16 protein-coding genes are annotated in these 14,257 nt (G+C 69.9%); 8 read left to right on the plus strand and 8 right to left on the minus strand.

Features of this window, described 5'->3' with window-relative positions; all coding sequences use genetic code 11:
- Positions 1 to 149 precede the first annotated feature (149 nt).
- The 3 genes from EL493_RS16285 to EL493_RS16300 form a co-directional block, all read right to left on the minus strand.
- Positions 150 to 1,025, minus strand: coding sequence for a hypothetical protein (locus EL493_RS16285; RefSeq protein ID WP_019050446.1), 876 nt, complete (start codon positions 1,023 to 1,025; stop codon positions 150 to 152).
- Complete coding sequence (locus tag EL493_RS16290) at positions 1,022 to 4,378, minus strand: DUF4185 domain-containing protein (RefSeq protein ID WP_019050447.1); 3,357 nt, start codon at positions 4,376 to 4,378, stop codon at positions 1,022 to 1,024. The genes EL493_RS16285 and EL493_RS16290 overlap by 4 nt, the downstream gene beginning before the upstream one ends.
- A gap of 171 nt (positions 4,379 to 4,549) precedes the next feature.
- The gene (locus EL493_RS16300; RefSeq protein ID WP_030203072.1) at positions 4,550 to 4,822 is read right to left on the minus strand and encodes a hypothetical protein; all 273 of its coding nucleotides are present in this window, start codon (positions 4,820 to 4,822) and stop codon (positions 4,550 to 4,552) included.
- A 159-nt stretch (positions 4,823 to 4,981) separates the two neighbouring features.
- Between EL493_RS16300 and EL493_RS33570 the strand changes: the two genes are divergently transcribed.
- Positions 4,982 to 5,113, plus strand: a complete 132-nt coding sequence (locus tag EL493_RS33570) for a hypothetical protein (RefSeq protein WP_267890430.1) — start codon at positions 4,982 to 4,984, stop codon at positions 5,111 to 5,113.
- A gap of 24 nt (positions 5,114 to 5,137) precedes the next feature.
- On the opposite strand, the gene EL493_RS16305 is transcribed toward EL493_RS33570, so the two are convergent.
- Complete coding sequence (locus tag EL493_RS16305; RefSeq protein WP_022565708.1) at positions 5,138 to 5,569, minus strand: MarR family winged helix-turn-helix transcriptional regulator; 432 nt, start codon at positions 5,567 to 5,569, stop codon at positions 5,138 to 5,140.
- 113 nt (positions 5,570 to 5,682) lie between these two features.
- Between EL493_RS16305 and EL493_RS16310 the strand changes: the two genes are divergently transcribed.
- A complete protein-coding gene (locus EL493_RS16310; protein ID WP_019050450.1) occupies positions 5,683 to 6,810 on the plus strand; it encodes an NADH:flavin oxidoreductase in 1,128 nt (375 codons plus the stop codon).
- Here the strand turns inward: EL493_RS16310 and EL493_RS16315 are convergent.
- Positions 6,807 to 7,076, minus strand: coding sequence for a hypothetical protein (locus tag EL493_RS16315; RefSeq protein ID WP_019050451.1), 270 nt, complete (start codon positions 7,074 to 7,076; stop codon positions 6,807 to 6,809). The genes EL493_RS16310 and EL493_RS16315 overlap by 4 nt on opposite strands.
- 329 nt (positions 7,077 to 7,405) lie before the next feature.
- On the opposite strand from EL493_RS16315, the gene EL493_RS16320 reads away from it, so the two are divergent.
- Positions 7,406 to 7,891: a DinB family protein gene (locus EL493_RS16320; RefSeq protein ID WP_019050452.1), complete on the plus strand. Its 486-nt coding sequence runs from the start codon at positions 7,406 to 7,408 to the stop codon at positions 7,889 to 7,891.
- An 18-nt stretch (positions 7,892 to 7,909) separates the two neighbouring features.
- Here EL493_RS16320 and EL493_RS16325 read toward each other — a convergent pair whose 3' ends face one another.
- On the minus strand, positions 7,910 to 9,040 hold the full coding sequence (locus EL493_RS16325; RefSeq protein ID WP_126405724.1) for a GGDEF domain-containing protein: 1,131 nt from the start codon (positions 9,038 to 9,040) through the stop codon (positions 7,910 to 7,912).
- 246 nt (positions 9,041 to 9,286) lie between these two features.
- A complete protein-coding gene (locus tag EL493_RS16330; RefSeq protein WP_019050454.1) occupies positions 9,287 to 9,703 on the minus strand; it encodes a hypothetical protein in 417 nt (138 codons plus the stop codon).
- Positions 9,704 to 9,838: 135 nt separating this feature from the next.
- Between EL493_RS16330 and EL493_RS16335 the strand changes: the two genes are divergently transcribed.
- The 4 genes from EL493_RS16335 (at position 9,839) to EL493_RS16350 (ending at position 12,303) form a co-directional block, all read left to right on the plus strand.
- Positions 9,839 to 10,387 carry a DUF402 domain-containing protein gene (locus tag EL493_RS16335; RefSeq protein WP_019050455.1) on the plus strand — a complete coding sequence of 183 codons (549 nt, stop codon included), beginning with the start codon at positions 9,839 to 9,841 and terminating at the stop codon, positions 10,385 to 10,387.
- Between the two features lie 143 nt (positions 10,388 to 10,530).
- Complete coding sequence (locus EL493_RS16340) at positions 10,531 to 10,800, plus strand: hypothetical protein (RefSeq protein WP_022565705.1); 270 nt, start codon at positions 10,531 to 10,533, stop codon at positions 10,798 to 10,800.
- Positions 10,801 to 10,808: 8 nt separating this feature from the next.
- Positions 10,809 to 11,102, plus strand: coding sequence for a hypothetical protein (locus EL493_RS16345; protein ID WP_019050457.1), 294 nt, complete (start codon positions 10,809 to 10,811; stop codon positions 11,100 to 11,102).
- A 229-nt stretch (positions 11,103 to 11,331) separates the two neighbouring features.
- A complete protein-coding gene (locus tag EL493_RS16350; protein WP_019050458.1) occupies positions 11,332 to 12,303 on the plus strand; it encodes an Acg family FMN-binding oxidoreductase in 972 nt (323 codons plus the stop codon).
- A gap of 10 nt (positions 12,304 to 12,313) precedes the next feature.
- Here EL493_RS16350 and EL493_RS16355 read toward each other — a convergent pair whose 3' ends face one another.
- Positions 12,314 to 13,099, minus strand: coding sequence for a hypothetical protein (locus EL493_RS16355; protein WP_019050459.1), 786 nt, complete (start codon positions 13,097 to 13,099; stop codon positions 12,314 to 12,316).
- Positions 13,100 to 13,271: 172 nt separating this feature from the next.
- On the opposite strand from EL493_RS16355, the gene EL493_RS16360 reads away from it, so the two are divergent.
- Entirely contained in the window at positions 13,272 to 14,153 is an 882-nt protein-coding gene (locus EL493_RS16360; protein ID WP_126405726.1) for a hypothetical protein, read from the plus strand.
- Positions 14,154 to 14,257: the final 104 nt, after the last annotated feature.

The following is a 14,257-nucleotide window of genomic DNA, read 5'->3' on the forward strand; positions in this document are numbered from 1 at the left end:
GTGCTGGGTCTGGTTCGGATCGGTTCGCCGTGTGGAACGGTCGCCGGGGATCGCGGACGTCCGCGATCGTCGAATCCTGAATGTCGGCCGCTGGAACAGTGCTGCCCGCGTGAGAAGCGGGCGCGGCGAGCCGATACCGAATCTACCACTCACCGTCGTCCGGGGCGACGGCCTCGGCCGCTCACGCCGGTAGGACGCCTGCGGGTCAGCGGACCGGTACGCCTACGCGGATCGGACCCGGCGATTGCCGACGGCCGCGGCACCGGAGCCTGATCGGTGGGCGTGAAGCGTCGGTGCAGGAGCCAGCCGGATGCGGCGAACACGCTGACGACGATGGCCGACCAGGTCGCCCAATTCGTGAAGACCTGACCCGCCGTGTAGCCGAAGGTGCGATGCACCGGCAGCCGCAGCCCGAGATAGCTGCTGATGACATGCTCGTCCCCGAGCGGGATCTCGACATGCGCCGTCAGCAACAGCGCCGAGGCCGGATGCTTCGGCCGGAGCTGCCACATCCAGCGCATGTCGACCTCGGTGCCGGTCGACGCGTCGACCGCGCCGTCCGGGGTGACCTCGGCGTCGGATTCGTTCACCAGCAGCGTGACCCGGACCGCCGACCCTACGGCGAGGGTGCCCGCACTGGTCGGTGCGGTGCCTTCCAGCGCGTCCGCGACCTGGGTCTGTAGGGCGTTCCCACTGCCGAGGGTCAGTGCTATGTGCCGTGTTTCGTCCACATTCAGCGATGGTGGCGCGTGCCAGGTGGCGGCGACCTCGACGAATTCCCGGGTCCGGGCGTCGACCCGATCGAAACCGGTGAACGGATTTCCGGTTTCCCTGGGTTCGGTGCGTGGTCCGGGCAGCACACCCATCTCGCCACGGTCGCCTCGGGCCGGCGGCGTGGTGACTCGCGCGGACGCCGGCATCGACACTGAGAAGTCCGGATCCGGCGACTGCGCGACCGCGCACCCGGCGGTGACGGCCGCGATCGTCACGATCGCGGCCGCCCACCGGGCTGCGCGGGTTCTCATGGCCTCGGGATCTCGAATTGCATGGCGCGGTAAGGCCATCCGGCGGCGGTGTTCCACTGCGAGACCAGCAGGTGCAGGTTGTCGAGGGTGGAACCGGGAACGATGCTGGGTCCGTAGAGCTGGGCGATGCGGTCGTTGCCCTCGTCGCCCCAGGCCGAACCACGCAGCGGGGTGGTCTTGCGGGCCAGGTAGAGATTGTCGGTGGGGGAGTCGAGCAGGCGCAGGTCGATGTCGTAGCCGCCGGTGGTGGAGGCGTCGAAATTCACCAGCACCCACTTGTTCTGGATCTTGCGCAGGCACAGCTCACCGAACTTCTCCGCGGAGGGTTCGCGTTCGAGGACCGGTGTCGGCGGATTGCCCCAGCCCCAACGGCCGTCGCGCCAGCCCCACCCTTCGTAGGCGCCCGGGTCGGTGATGCGGTCCTCGCGCACGCGGCGCAGGATGAGTCCCTTGTCGCGCTGGAATCCGGTGGAGAACACATAGACCCAGCCGTCGTCGTCGCGTTCCCAGGTCCACAGTTGCGCGAAGCCGCCGTGCAGACCGGCGTCGAAGCGGGCACCGGTGGGCTGCCACGACTTCCCGTCGTCACCGGACCGCCAGATCTCGGTGCGCACGACGTTGCCCAGGCCCTGGTTGATCATCACGTGCAGGAAGATGTCGGGCCCGATGGTGATCACGTCGGAGGGCAGCACGGTCCGGCCGTCGGTGTGCTCGTAGGGCCACAGCTGCCGGGCATAGTTCGAATCCGCGCCTGCGGCCTCGTGCCAGACGATGCCGTCGTCGAGGCGGGTGGTGTCGGAGTACAGGGCGACCGGTGCGCGCCAGTCGTCGCCGCCGACCATCGGGTCGCGGAAGGTGTCGCCGAAGACGGCCAGGATCCGGCCCGACGGCGTGCGGGTCATCACGCCCAGATCGGTGGCGGCCATACCGAAACGGTCGGTGTGGCCGGGCCCGGTGGCGTCGGTGACCTTGCGCGCGCTCGGAGCGAACCGGCGCGGGGCGTCGAGTCGCCAGCCGTCCTTGACCACGCCGTACCACTCGCCCGCGAAGACGTGACCACTCACCGGCCAGCCCTTGGCCTGCTGCATCGCGATCGCCGCGTCGCGGGTGGCGTCGTCGTAGACAGCGGTCGGCGGGATACCGAGGAGGGTCTGCCAGCGGCGCAGCCCGTCGATCGAGGCCTGCGGTTCGTTGCCGAACCGGTTCGACCACGACTCGGCCGGTCCCGACAGCGGACCCCAGTAGTGCCCGCTCGGCAGCGGGAACCGGTCCGGATCCACCGGCAGCGCCGCGTACTGCTTCGCCGCGGCGAGGACGACGTCGTAGGGGAAAGAGTCGGGCACATCCCAGTGCGTGCCGTCCTTGAAACCCTTCAGCCGCACCGACCCGAAGGTGTAGTTGTTGTGACTGGACACCCCGTGCCGGTCGTCGCCGACGCCGGCGATGTCGACCCGCTCGATCGGGATGCCGTGCTCGGTGGACACGGTGGCGACGGTGAAGGCCACCATGTCGAGCATCTTGTCGTGCTCGAGCCACCCCTGCCGCGTTTTCGGATTCGTCTCCCGGTTGGGGTTCTCCCCGGTCCACCGCGGAATCGCGCCGGAGGTGCCGACCATGGCGATGTGCACCGAGTCGTGGTTGCCGTCGTCCACGCCGCGTACCGGCACACCCCAGGCGGCGTTCTTGGTGGTGACCGTCTGGATGATGTGGTTGTCGTCGACGATGTAGTGATACGACCCGTCCCGCCGGACGGCCTGCCCGTCGGCAACGTTCTCGGCGCGGCCGATCCAGTCCTGATTCTCGGTGGTGTGCAGGTAGATCCGCTTGTACGGGCCGTGGCCCGCACGCGAGCCGGGACCGGGATGCCAGGCGATCTCGTAGCCCTCCGGTTCCCGCACCGAGATCCGGTCGGGCACGACGGGTTCGGGCTCCGGGACCACCGGTTCCGCGGCGAACTGCCACTGCCCGAAGTCGGCGGTCAGGGTGTCGTTGACATCGACATTGATCCCCGCGACCGTCACATGATCACGCGGGTGGATGAGGCGCTGGAACAGGCAGGCGTGCTCGGAGACCGTACCCAGTGGGCGGCCGTTGAGCCACGTGTTCGGTTGCCACAGAAAGCGTTTGCCGCTGCCGTCGCGGCAGGTGCCCACGACGTCGTCCTGCACCGCCCACTCGCACGCGAGGAACTTGCAGTAGGCGCCCACCCGCTGTTTGCCCAGCACCGACGCGGCGCCTCGCAGGTAGTGGCTGGCCATGCTGTTCCATTCCGCCAGCGACAGATCGTCGTCGATGGAGAAGAAGATCGGCGCCCCCGCCGGTCCACCGCAGTGCCGGTGCCAGTCGTCGGCGGCCCTGGCGTCGGCGACGCCGCCGTCGAAGCCGCGACGCCAGTCGGCGGTGGCGTTCTTTCCCTTCTGCCAGTTGCTGACCAGCGGCATGTCCAGCTCGAGATAGCCGGCGGCTTCCTCGGGCAGCAGCTTCTTGTTGATCAGGCCGCGCTCGGGGGAGTCCACCAGGTAGCGCACCGCGCCGTGATAGCCGTCGGCGCGGACCGCCCTGGCTCCGGGACGCGCGGCGGCGTGGTCGACCAGGTGCAGCGTCCGCGGGCGCGCTCCGGTGGTGGTGCCCGCCGTGTCGCCGGTGAGGCCGGCCTGCCAGGTCGCCGGACCGATCAGCCCGTCCGGGACGAAACCGTGCGCGAACTGCACCGCGCGCGCCGCGTCGGCGGTCGCGTCGTCGTAGACGCCGGTCTCGGCCACCCGCTGGGCGCGCTGCCAGCGCTTCAATCCCGCGATCCATTCGGGCCGTTCGCTGCCGTGCAGTCCCGAGATCGAGGAGGCCGGCCCCTCCAGCGGGCCGAAGTAGAACCCGCGCGGCAGCGGGAACGCGTCGTCGCCGGTCTCGGTGCCGGTGTCGACCTGGGCGCCGGGATCGACGGCGCCCGCGAGGAATCCCTGCGGATTGCGCGCCTGCCCGCCGACGCGTCCAGGCGGGCCCCACACCTCGAAATGCAGGTGCGGGCCGGTGGATTCGCCTTCGGACCCCACGCTCGCGATCTGTTCGCCCGCCCGGACCCGGTCACCGTGCTTAACCAGGATGCTCGCGTGCCGCATGTGCCCGAAGATGAGGTCGACGCCGTGCCCGTCCTGGGCATCGAGCCACACCCAGTTACCGAATCCGCTCACCGCGCCCGGCGGCCGGTCCGCGCCCTCGACGACGACGGCGTCGACCGGCGCGAGGATCGGTGTACCGATCGGCGCGGCGATATCGATACCCTCGTGATCGGGACGATCAGGGGTCCGGAAACCCGACGAAACCGGGAATGAGCTGTGCACCGGCCGGATGGTCATGGCGAGGCCTCCTCGCTTGTGCCCGCTGGAGGTTCGAGTCGTCGACGGCAGACGGGCTGATGGCGTTCGAGTCCCTCGATCGTCGGCGCCCCGCACCCACGGGCACATGCGTACTCGACTACTCGACTTCCACCGTGCCAGGCCGCCCGGGCAACCCCGCGGCTACGCGCGTTATCCGTGCGTGGCGAGGTAGACGAGCAGCGTCGACCCGAGCGCGAAAGCCCCGAGCACCCCGCCCACCACGGTGTCCATCCGGTTCGTGGCGACACCCCGCTCGATCCGGTCCCACCCCACGAAGGCCGTCGCCACCGACGCGACCGCCGCGGGCGCCGCGACCAGCTCCCCGAACCCGGGCACGAAGGAGAACGCGCACGCCACGATCCCGAGTACCAGCGCCGCGAGTCCCGCGCCGTTGCGCGGTGGCGGAGCCTCGGGTGCGGGCATCTCCCGAGCGTAGCCGACTCCGCGCGGTCGCCCGGGCAGCGAGAACCATGTCACCGGGCCCGGATGCTCGTCCATGGCACCGAAAATCATTGGCGTATCGCAAGAATCCCCGTTTACCGTGAAATCACCCGCGGATCAGCTCAGGGGAGGAGCGAGACGATGTGGAGCTGGGGAGAACAGGTAGCGGAGCACGCGGCGGCGGCCGCGTGGACGACATGGCCGGTCGCGGTGGCGCCGACCGTGCTGGATCCACCCGGATGGGGCGACGAGCAGCCGGAACCGGTCGAGTAAGGGATGGGCCGGCGATCGCCGGGGTTACTCGGAGCGGGTGAGAAAGACTCGCTCCAGCAACTCTTTCAGGCGATCCCGGTCCGCCTCGTCGAGGCGGTTCAAGCCGTCGTGGGTGATGTGCATCTTCGCGCGGATCGCGTCGGTGACACGTTCGCCCTCGGGGGTGATGACCAGGTGCGTGACGCGCCGGTCGGAGGCGCTGGCCTCGCGGCGGACCAGGCCGCGCTTCTCCAGCCGGTTGACGATGCCGGTGACATTGGACGCGTCGCAGGCCAGGTAGTCGGCCATCGTGCGCATCGCGATCGGACCGCGGCGCAGCACCGTCAGGGTCTTGCCCTGGCTGGCGGTGAGGTTCTCGCTCGCCGCCGCGACGGTGAAGTCCCGGTAGTACACGCCCAGCGACACCGACAGCAGCTCCATGAGCTGGGCCGGATCGTCGTGCTGAGCTGCTGCCATGGGAACACCCTAGCCGCAGAAACTTGACTATCTCAAATATCTCCCTCTAGCGTGGCGGCAATACTTGAAGTTCTCAACCATCGACATGGGCAAGTAACCATGAGGAGTTCTCAGTGATCGTCACCGCGTCCGACGCCTCGCGCACCGCCGAGGTCCTGTCCCGGCCCGTCACGCTCAACGGCCTGACCGTCCCGAACCGCATCGTGATGGCGCCCATGACGCGCATGTTCTCGCCCGGCGGGGTGCCCGGCGACGATGTGCGGTCCTACTACGCGCGCCGCGCCGCGGCGGGTGTCGGCCTGATCGTCACCGAGGGCACCTACGTCGGCCACGAATCGGCCGGGCAGAGCGACCGGGTGCCGCGCTTCCACGGCGAGGAGCAGCTCGCGGGCTGGGCGCGGGTCGCCGCGGACGTGCACGCGGCGGGCGGCACGATCGTGCCGCAGCTGTGGCACATCGGCATGGTCCGCAACGAGGGCGAGCAGCCGTTCGTGGACGCGCCGCCCGTCGGCCCGTCCGGTATCCGCGTCGACGGCACCGAGGGCGCGGGCAAGGCGATGACCCAGCGTGACCTGGACGAGGTCATCGGCGCCTTCGCCGAGTCCGCCGCGGCCGCCGAGCGCATCGGCTTCGACGGCGTCGAACTGCACGGCGCCCACGGCTACCTGCTCGACCAGTTCCTGTGGGAGCGCACCAACCGCCGCGACGACGGCTACGGCGGCGACGCGGTGGCCCGCACCCGGTTCGTCGCCGAGATCGTCGCGGCCGTGCGCTCGGTGGTCTCACCGGAATTCCCGGTGATCCTGCGCTACTCGCAGTGGAAGCAGGAGGCCTACGACGCGCGGCTGGCGCAGACCCCGCAGGAGCTGGAGGCGATCCTGGCCCCGCTGGCCGCGGCCGGAGTCGACGCCTTCCACGCCTCCACCCGCCGGTACTGGCTGCCCGAGTTCGACGACTCGGACCTGAACCTGGCCGGCTGGACCAAGAAGCTCACCGGCAAGCCCACCATCACGGTCGGTTCGGTCGGCCTCGACGGCGACTTCCTGCACGCCTTCCGCGGCCAGGGTGCCGAACTCGGCAGCCTCGACAACCTGCTGGACCGGCTCGAGCGCGACGAGTTCGACATGGTCGCCGTCGGTCGCGCGCTGCTGCAGGATCCGGAGTGGGCCGCCAAGATCCTGGCGGGCCGGGTCGACGAACTGAAGCCGTACGACGCCGCCGCGCTGAAGACGCTGAGCTAACCGGCGTCGGCGTCCCACTCGAACACGTGCAGCTTGCCGATCGTCCACGCGGCGAGGCCGGTCGAGGCCAGGACATGGATCAGGTAGATCGCGCAGACCGGGCCGATCCCGTAGTCGCGCATCCAGCCGCCCAGCGGCATCAGCGCCACGATGTCCACACCGAGCATCAACAGGGCCAGTAGCAGTGCCGGCGCCGCCCACCCGGGCGGGTCCGGCACTGCTGCGGGTTCGGGCGCGGGAATGTCGGAGCTGGGATCGGTGACCATGTGTCCTACTCACGAGCGATGCGGGTCAGCGGGAGGGGGCCGGCGATCACCGTTCGGCTCCCGAAGGGGTGCTGCGGAGTTGCTGACCTGTCACGAATTCGGAGACGCGGACGGCTGGGATCGGCCCGGTAACCGAAAATCTCGATACTCGTCGCCGCGCACTCCGGTTTGCTGCGGTAGCCGCGGGTGGCGTGGACCCGCAACCCGTCGAACCCGGCCTCTCGGCCGATGTGGCTCACTCGCCCACGCTTTGCCGGAACGGCAATTTCGCGTGCCAGATCGTGGTGCGCCGCACGACACTGGGGTTCCGTGCGACAGAAGGAGACCCCGTGCCGAAGACCTCGCGCCGCAAGGACACTCCGCCGCCGCGAACCGGTAACAGCGAGTTGGCGGTGCTGCGCGGCTTCCTCGACTATCTGCGATCCTCGATCGCCGCGAAGGTCGAGGGCGCGCCGGAACCGCAGGTGCGGACGGCGATGGTGCCGTCGGGAACCAACCTGCTCGGACTGCTCCGCCACCTGACCTTCGTAGAACGAGCGACCTTCCTCGGTGATCGGGTCACCCACTGGCAGGACACTTTCCGAGCCGCGCCGACCGAAACGGTGACCGATGTCGTCACCGCCTACCGCGAGGCGATCGCTCGCGCCGACGCGCTCCTCGACGGCTGTACCGATCCCGCCGCACCCCTGCCGCGCCCGGGCCGCCCCGCCCCCAGCGTGCGATGGGCGCTCACGCACATGATCGAGGAGACCGGCCGGCACGCGGGCCACGCCGACATCGTCCGCGAACTGATCGACGGCTCCACCGGCCGCTGACCGCGAGCATCCTCCCGGCTAGCGCGGGCGATCCGGGACATGCCGGTGGGTCGGGGGTGGGGTGAGGTCGTCGACCACCACCAGGTTTCCGCCGGATTGCTTGGCCCGGTACATGGCGGCGTCGGCGGATTGGAGCAAGCGGTCCGGAGTGGGACGCGGGCAGTGGGGGCAGGCGTCGGCGTCGAAGGCCGCGACACCGACGCTGGCGGTGACCACCACCGCGGTCTGCGAGGGTTCGGCCACCACGCGGCACATCCGCTCGGCCTCCGCGCGCACGGCGGCGAGCGGGATGGGGGTGGCCACCACGAACTCCTCGCCGCCGGTGCGTGCCACGACCGCCGATTCCCCGGCGGCCGCACGGAGCCGTCGCGCGGTCCGCACCAGGACGATGTCGCCGACCTGGTGGCCCCAGGTGTCGTTGACGCTCTTGAACCGGTCCAGGTCGAAGCAGATCACCCCGATCGACGGGTGCCGCTCCATCAGCTGCGGCAACCGGTTCTCGAGGCCGCGGCGGTTCAGCAGGCCGGTGAGCGGGTCCGACAGCGACTCGGTGCGCAGCAGCCAGGACAGGATCTGGAACGCGGGCATCGCGCTGACCACCGAGGCGAGCAGCAGCGCGACCGCCACCGCCAGCCGGACATCCCCGCCGCGGGTGACGATCCGCATCGACAGCACCAGCGCCGACAGCAGCGACCAGGCCGAATGCGCCGCCAGCGCCCGCGCGCCGTGGAAGAAGCTCAGATAACTGCCGTTGACCAGGAGCAGTACCGCGCCCATCGCCCCGAACAGCGGGTCGGGCAGTTGCAGGAACTCCACGGTGAACAGCACATCGGCACAGCCGACCAGCACCAGCGACTCGGTCCGGCTCGGCCAGGGCAGCAGCCACCAGCGCAGCGCCCACAGCGTGCCGGACAGCACGCCGATCGTGGACGCCAGACCGGGATCGCCGGGCGGCCCGACCGGCGTCCCGGCGATCACCGCGCCCATCGCCGCGATCGCCGCGCCTGCCAGACCGAGGAGCACCTTCAAGGGCGTCAGCGCCGAGCGCGCGCCCAGCGTCCGCACCAGCCAGCAGTAGTCGACCGGGTCGTTCCACCAGGCACGCAGCGTCTTGCCCGCGGTCATCGACACACCCCCGGCACTGGCCACACCTCCGACCGTCGCACCTGCGAGAGCAGGAGTTCGGGGGATTGTCGCCGGGTCACCGGCAGTAGTGTAGGCCGACTCCGGCGCCGCCCGGCCCGGACGCCGCACTACGTCGCCGGGCGGGCGGGACACGCGAGATGCGGCTGCCCCGGACCTCGCGCTCGAGGTCACGCCGGATCGGGTGGGACGCATGGTGCGCCGGCAGCCCGGTGTCAGCGGCTGCCGGGGCGGACGAGCGACGCGGTGCCGTCAGTCCGCCGGCGGCGGCTGCCGGATCTCGCGCGGGACAGAACCGCCTGCCACGTCGGCGGATATGCCCAGTTCCTCCTCATAAGCGGGACCGGGCGCGACCTCGTTGCCTTCGTCGTCGAGGTCGGTCGGCGCCTCCCCGGCAGCCTGGGGAGCTGAACCGGGAACGACGTCGGGCTCCTCCTCGGCCAAGCGCTCGCCCAGCCCGCGGGGCCGGGCTTCCTCGGCTGGCGTCATCCCGTATTTGGTCACGCCCGTCCAGTGTTCCGGCGGATCCATCCCTTCCTCGAGCGGATCCTGACGCAAGCGATCCTCATCGATGTCCTCACTGCTGTTGAGCGCCGCCGGGTCCGTTTCCACCGCGTCGGGGGCGCCGGTGTCCTGCGGCGGATCGTAGGTCTGGTCGGGTTCGGTCATGCCATGTCCTTCCCTGAACTGCGAGTTCGCCCCGACAGATGCTGCGGGGTGGTGCCGCCTCGCACTACCCCGGATCACACCGGACAAACAGTCATGTGGCCCCATCGTCGTTCCTTCGGCGACTAGCCTGGTTCGGTGTCCAGGTTCGCGGTCGGCTCGACGGTTCTGCGGCGCGAAGTACTGCACGAGAGAGTCTGGATGACCATGCCGGTCCGGGTCGTCGCCGCCGACGACATCCTCGCCGTCTGGGTGGCAGACGGCACGCCTTTCGTCTTTCCGTCGCATCCTTTCGGTTCACATCCCTGGTCGGGTCGACAGCGCTGGACCGGCGCCGACGTGCTCCAGCTCTACCGACCCGGCGATGCCTATTCGGTCTGGGCGTTCTTCGAGCGCGGTGTGCGCGACTGCTGGTACATCAATTTCGAGCGGCCACACTCACGCGGCCAGGACTTCTTCGACACCGTCGATCACGGGCTGGACATCGTCGTCAGGAGTGGCGGCTGGGAGTGGAAGGACCGCGACGACGTCGCGGAACAGGTTGCCGGTGGCCGGCTCACGACCGAGGAGGCGGCCGCGGTGTGGCGTGTGGCAGAAAGGGTGGCGATCGACTTGGAGCGGGACACCTGCTGGTGGACACCGCGGTGGCGGGATTGGCAACCTGGCCTGCTCCCTCCGGAGCGGTAGTCGGAGGTTCGCTTCTCTGGCGTGACACAAGGGTTTTCGCACGTTCTCATGGTGGGGGAGGGTGGCGACAGACAGTAAAACTTGGGTATTTCAGATTTGTGGAGCTGAGTTAGTGTCGGCGGACACATTCATAGGAGGTATCCATGACTAGTCTCTTCGTCAAAACCTTTGCCACTGTTGCTCTTTCGGGTGCGCTAACTGTCGCCGCGCTGGGGCCCGCGCAGGCTGCGCCGGTCGGGGCGGCTCCGATCGAGGGGTCGCTGTCGGGGTCCGGTGATTCCGGTTCCTCCTTGGCTCCGCTGCTCACCGTTCCGCTCGGTGCCCTCTACATCGTGCTCTGTGACGCCGAGCCGAACGGGCCGATATGTGCGCTGATCTACGAGATCGGCAGCGGCAGTAGCGAATCGGAGTGAGGCGCGCCATGATGAAGTCGATCTCGAGCCGGACGCTCGGCAAATCCGTTGCCGTGGTGGCACTCACCGCCGGACTGGCGGGTATGGGTCTGGCGCCGGCACAGGGGGCCCCGGCCGAGGTGCGGCCGGTGGCCGAGAGTGAGCCGGGATCCTCCGTGACGGGGTCCGCCGAGACGCTGCTGGCCTTTCCGCTCGGGTTCATCCTGTTCGGCGCGTGCTTCGCCGACGGGCCCGGCGATGACCACAATCCGCTGTGTCAGGCACTGCTGGATCTGGCGACGGCCAGCGGCTCGCTGGGCTGATCCGGCCTCGCACCGGCCCCGCCCGACGCCGGCGCACCCGGCGTCGGGCGGGGCTCCACCGGTGAGTGTTCTCACAGTGGGCGATCGGGCCGTGCGATCTACGGCGTCGGGTGTCTCGAGCCTGAGAATTTCCTGTGTATCGAACCGGCAGTCCTGGGCAAATGCTCAGCTTCGTTTCTTACGGTAACGACCGTCGAAAGCCGAAAGGGGAGTCGGAAGGAGCGAGGGGATGCGGGCTGTGGGACCCGGGTACGAGGTGTGCCGGGACGCGATAGAACTGGCCGTGCGAGCGCCGTCGGTGCACAACAGCCAACCCTGGCGGTGGCGGGTCCGCACGGACCGGGTGGATCTGTTCGCCGATGTCGGGCGCAAGCTGACGGCGACCGATCCACTGGCACGCGCGCTCATGGTGAGCTGTGGCGCCGCGCTGCACCATCTCGACGTCGCGTTCGCCATGCTCGGCTGGCGAGCCGAGATCGAGCGGCTGCCCGACCCCGGCGATCCCGAGCATCTGGCCACCATCGGCTTCACTCCGCGTCCCGCGTCGGCGGCCGACATCCGGCTCGCCGCAGCCATTCTGCTGCGTCAATCGGATCGGCGGCGCTATCCCGGACCGCCCGTCGGTGCCGGTGACCTGCGCGCGGTCTCCCGCTGCGCGGCCCACCACGGCGCGGCGGCACGCCACGTCCCCGACCGCCTGTTGCCCGGGCTCGCCGCGCCGATGCGCCGAGCCGCCGCCCGGCACGCGGTCGACACCGACTACCTCAGCGAACTCGCCGAGTGGAGCGGCTGCCACGGCACCACCACCGGCGTGCCCGCCCGGAATGTGCCGCCCGCCCGGCCCTCGGACGACATGCCGGTGCGCGCCTTCGCCGGCACCGAGCTGGCCGAATTCACCGAATCTCCCGACTCGGCACACTGGCTCGTCGTCTGCACCACCCGGGACGACCGGCTCGCGCAGCTGCGCGCGGGCGAGGCGACCAGCGCGATGCTCCTGGAAGCCACCGCCCGCGGCCTGGCCACCAGCCTGCAGTCCGAGCCGCTGGGCATGCTGGACCTGCGTGCCGAGATCCGCGACACCGTGCTGCAGCAGTGCGCCTTCCCGCATGTGATGCTTCGGGTGGGCGCCATGCCCTACGCCGCGGCGCCGCTGGAATCGACACCTCGCCGTCCGGTCGCCGAGGTGCTCGACGTCGCCTGAGCCGAAGCTCTCAGCCGGCGACGGCCGCCGAGGCGGTCAGCCAGTTGCCGAACTCGCACGCCAGATGCCATTGGTGCTCTCGGATGTTCCTGGCGGGCACCGCGGCGGGGAACTGTACGGTGAGCAGGGCCTCGAGGGTGCCGTCGCGGTCGCGGAACTGATGACGTACACCGCCGATGGCCAGGCCGTCGTCGAGTAGCGCGGTGCCGGCGATCTGGACCGGGTAGCCGGGGTCGACCGGGACGGTGACCGCCTCGGTGCGCCGGTAGTCGACCAGGAATCGGGTTGCGGCCGGCGAGCCGCCGGTGGTCTCGACGACCTCCTGACGTCCGTCGGGCAGCCCGCGCAGCAGGTAGTGGTCCGGGCACGCCGCGTTCATGGCGTCCTCGTCGTCGACCACGACGAGGTTGTCGAACCACGCGGCGAAACGTTCGGCCGACAGTCCCGGCGCCCGCAGCCGGGTGACCGCGTACTCGACCCGCCCCCGGCTCATCGCGACGCCTGCTCTGGTCATCCGTTCCGACAGTGCGAGTTCACGCCTGAGCATGGCGTAGACACCGGCGTGACCCAGCTCGGTCCGCAGCGTGGCCAGCGCCGATCGACGCACCGACAGCGGTGCCCGGCGCAGCTGGTCGATGCCGGTGCCCGGCAGGATCTCGGCGAACCCGAGCGTCCCGAGCCGGGCGGCGAACTTGGTCAGCACCGCGTCGGCCCGCCGTGATTCCCACTCCAGCACCTGCGCTCGCGTGACCTCCCGCGCGCCGACGATCGCACGGATATCGATCGGATCGACCATCTCCGGTCCTGCCTTCCTCACAATTAAAGCAAGTGAAACTTGCATTAAGAATGCACGCGATCTCGATCGATGGCAAGCTTCCTTAACGCTATTGATAATGGCGTTAACAATCGCGCTCGCGAATTGACGGCGACCCGCCGCGAAAGAGCGCCTGCCAGAGAGGAATTGGTCGATGCTGACCAGGAGAAGCTTCATGATCCGCGCGGCCGGGACCGCGGCGGTCGCGACCGCGGCCGTCGGGCTCGGTACCGGGACCGCCTTCGCGACGCCGTCGACCGGCACCGGGTTGCGGACCTTCATCGACGGCGCCCTCGTCGATCCGGCGAAGGTCGTCGAGTGGGAGCGGCGGCGGCTGTCGGTGGCCGCGGCGCGGCTGCGCAAGGATTACGTGGGGCTGCTGGCAGGCGAACTCGATTCACTGCTTGCTCGCCTGGAGGTCACCGTCGACGACATCCCCACCGCCCGGGCGGCCCTGGCCGACGCGCGGCTGGCGATCGGCCCGACCGGGCTGCGGGAACTGCTGGCCGGTGAGCTTGTCGCCTCCGACGCCGCCGCCAGGACCGGCATCGCGGCGTCGGACGGTCGCTGGCAGTACGCGAGCACCGAGATCGTCAGTGATCGCGGCACCGCGCAGGGCTTCCTGGACTGGTTCGACCGCGCCCGGGTGACCGACGATCGCGCGGTGTGGACCGACGCGTGCCCGGACCACTACATCATCGCGACCCTGCCCGACGGCCGTCAGGAAGTCGTCGAGGTGACCGGCGGCGCGATGCTGGCCAGCCAGTTCTTCGTCGACTACACCGACCGGGCGGGCGTGATGGTCCCCGCCGATCCGGCCTACCCGCTCACCGTGGCAGGCGTGGCGTCACTGGCCGACGGCTTCGTCATCGGTGGAGTGCGCCACCAGTTCCGGGACGAGCCCGGCGGCGGGTTCCGCAGTCGGCCGAAGGTCGCCTTCCCCGCGGCGCTGCCGGGCCTCTACATCGCCGAACATCAGTGGCACCTGGCGTGCGAATTCGGCAACTGGATCTCGGCCTACCTGCGGACTGTGTGAGTCCCGCGAGACCGGTCAGGAAAACCCATGGCCGAGTAGCGCTGGACCGTGCCGTCGACGAGTGACCCGGAGGTCCCCCGGTCCGCGCGAGCGGGCCGGGGGAC

The organism is Nocardia asteroides (assembly GCF_900637185.1).
Taxonomy (GTDB): domain Bacteria; phylum Actinomycetota; class Actinomycetes; order Mycobacteriales; family Mycobacteriaceae; genus Nocardia; species Nocardia asteroides.

Bases quoted from the DNA above. Each gene is read 5' to 3' on its own strand.
- EL493_RS16285 (WP_019050446.1), bottom strand. From the start codon at position 1,025: ATGAGAACCCGCGCAGCCCGGTGGGCGGCCGCGATCGTGACGATCGCG.
- EL493_RS16290 (WP_019050447.1), bottom strand. From the start codon at position 4,378: ATGACCATCCGGCCGGTGCACAGCTCATTCCCGGTTTCGTCGGGTTTC.
- EL493_RS16300 (WP_030203072.1), bottom strand. From the start codon at position 4,822: ATGCCCGCACCCGAGGCTCCGCCACCGCGCAACGGCGCGGGACTCGCG.
- EL493_RS33570 (WP_267890430.1), top strand. From the start codon at position 4,982: ATGTGGAGCTGGGGAGAACAGGTAGCGGAGCACGCGGCGGCGGCCGCG.
- EL493_RS16305 (WP_022565708.1), bottom strand. From the start codon at position 5,569: ATGGCAGCAGCTCAGCACGACGATCCGGCCCAGCTCATGGAGCTGCTG.
- EL493_RS16315 (WP_019050451.1), bottom strand. From the start codon at position 7,076: ATGGTCACCGATCCCAGCTCCGACATTCCCGCGCCCGAACCCGCAGCA.
- EL493_RS16330 (WP_019050454.1), bottom strand. From the start codon at position 9,703: ATGACCGAACCCGACCAGACCTACGATCCGCCGCAGGACACCGGCGCC.
- EL493_RS16340 (WP_022565705.1), top strand. From the start codon at position 10,531: ATGACTAGTCTCTTCGTCAAAACCTTTGCCACTGTTGCTCTTTCGGGT.
- EL493_RS16345 (WP_019050457.1), top strand. From the start codon at position 10,809: ATGATGAAGTCGATCTCGAGCCGGACGCTCGGCAAATCCGTTGCCGTG.
- EL493_RS16350 (WP_019050458.1), top strand. From the start codon at position 11,332: ATGCGGGCTGTGGGACCCGGGTACGAGGTGTGCCGGGACGCGATAGAA.
- EL493_RS16355 (WP_019050459.1), bottom strand. From the start codon at position 13,099: ATGGTCGATCCGATCGATATCCGTGCGATCGTCGGCGCGCGGGAGGTC.
- EL493_RS16360 (WP_126405726.1), top strand. From the start codon at position 13,272: ATGCTGACCAGGAGAAGCTTCATGATCCGCGCGGCCGGGACCGCGGCG.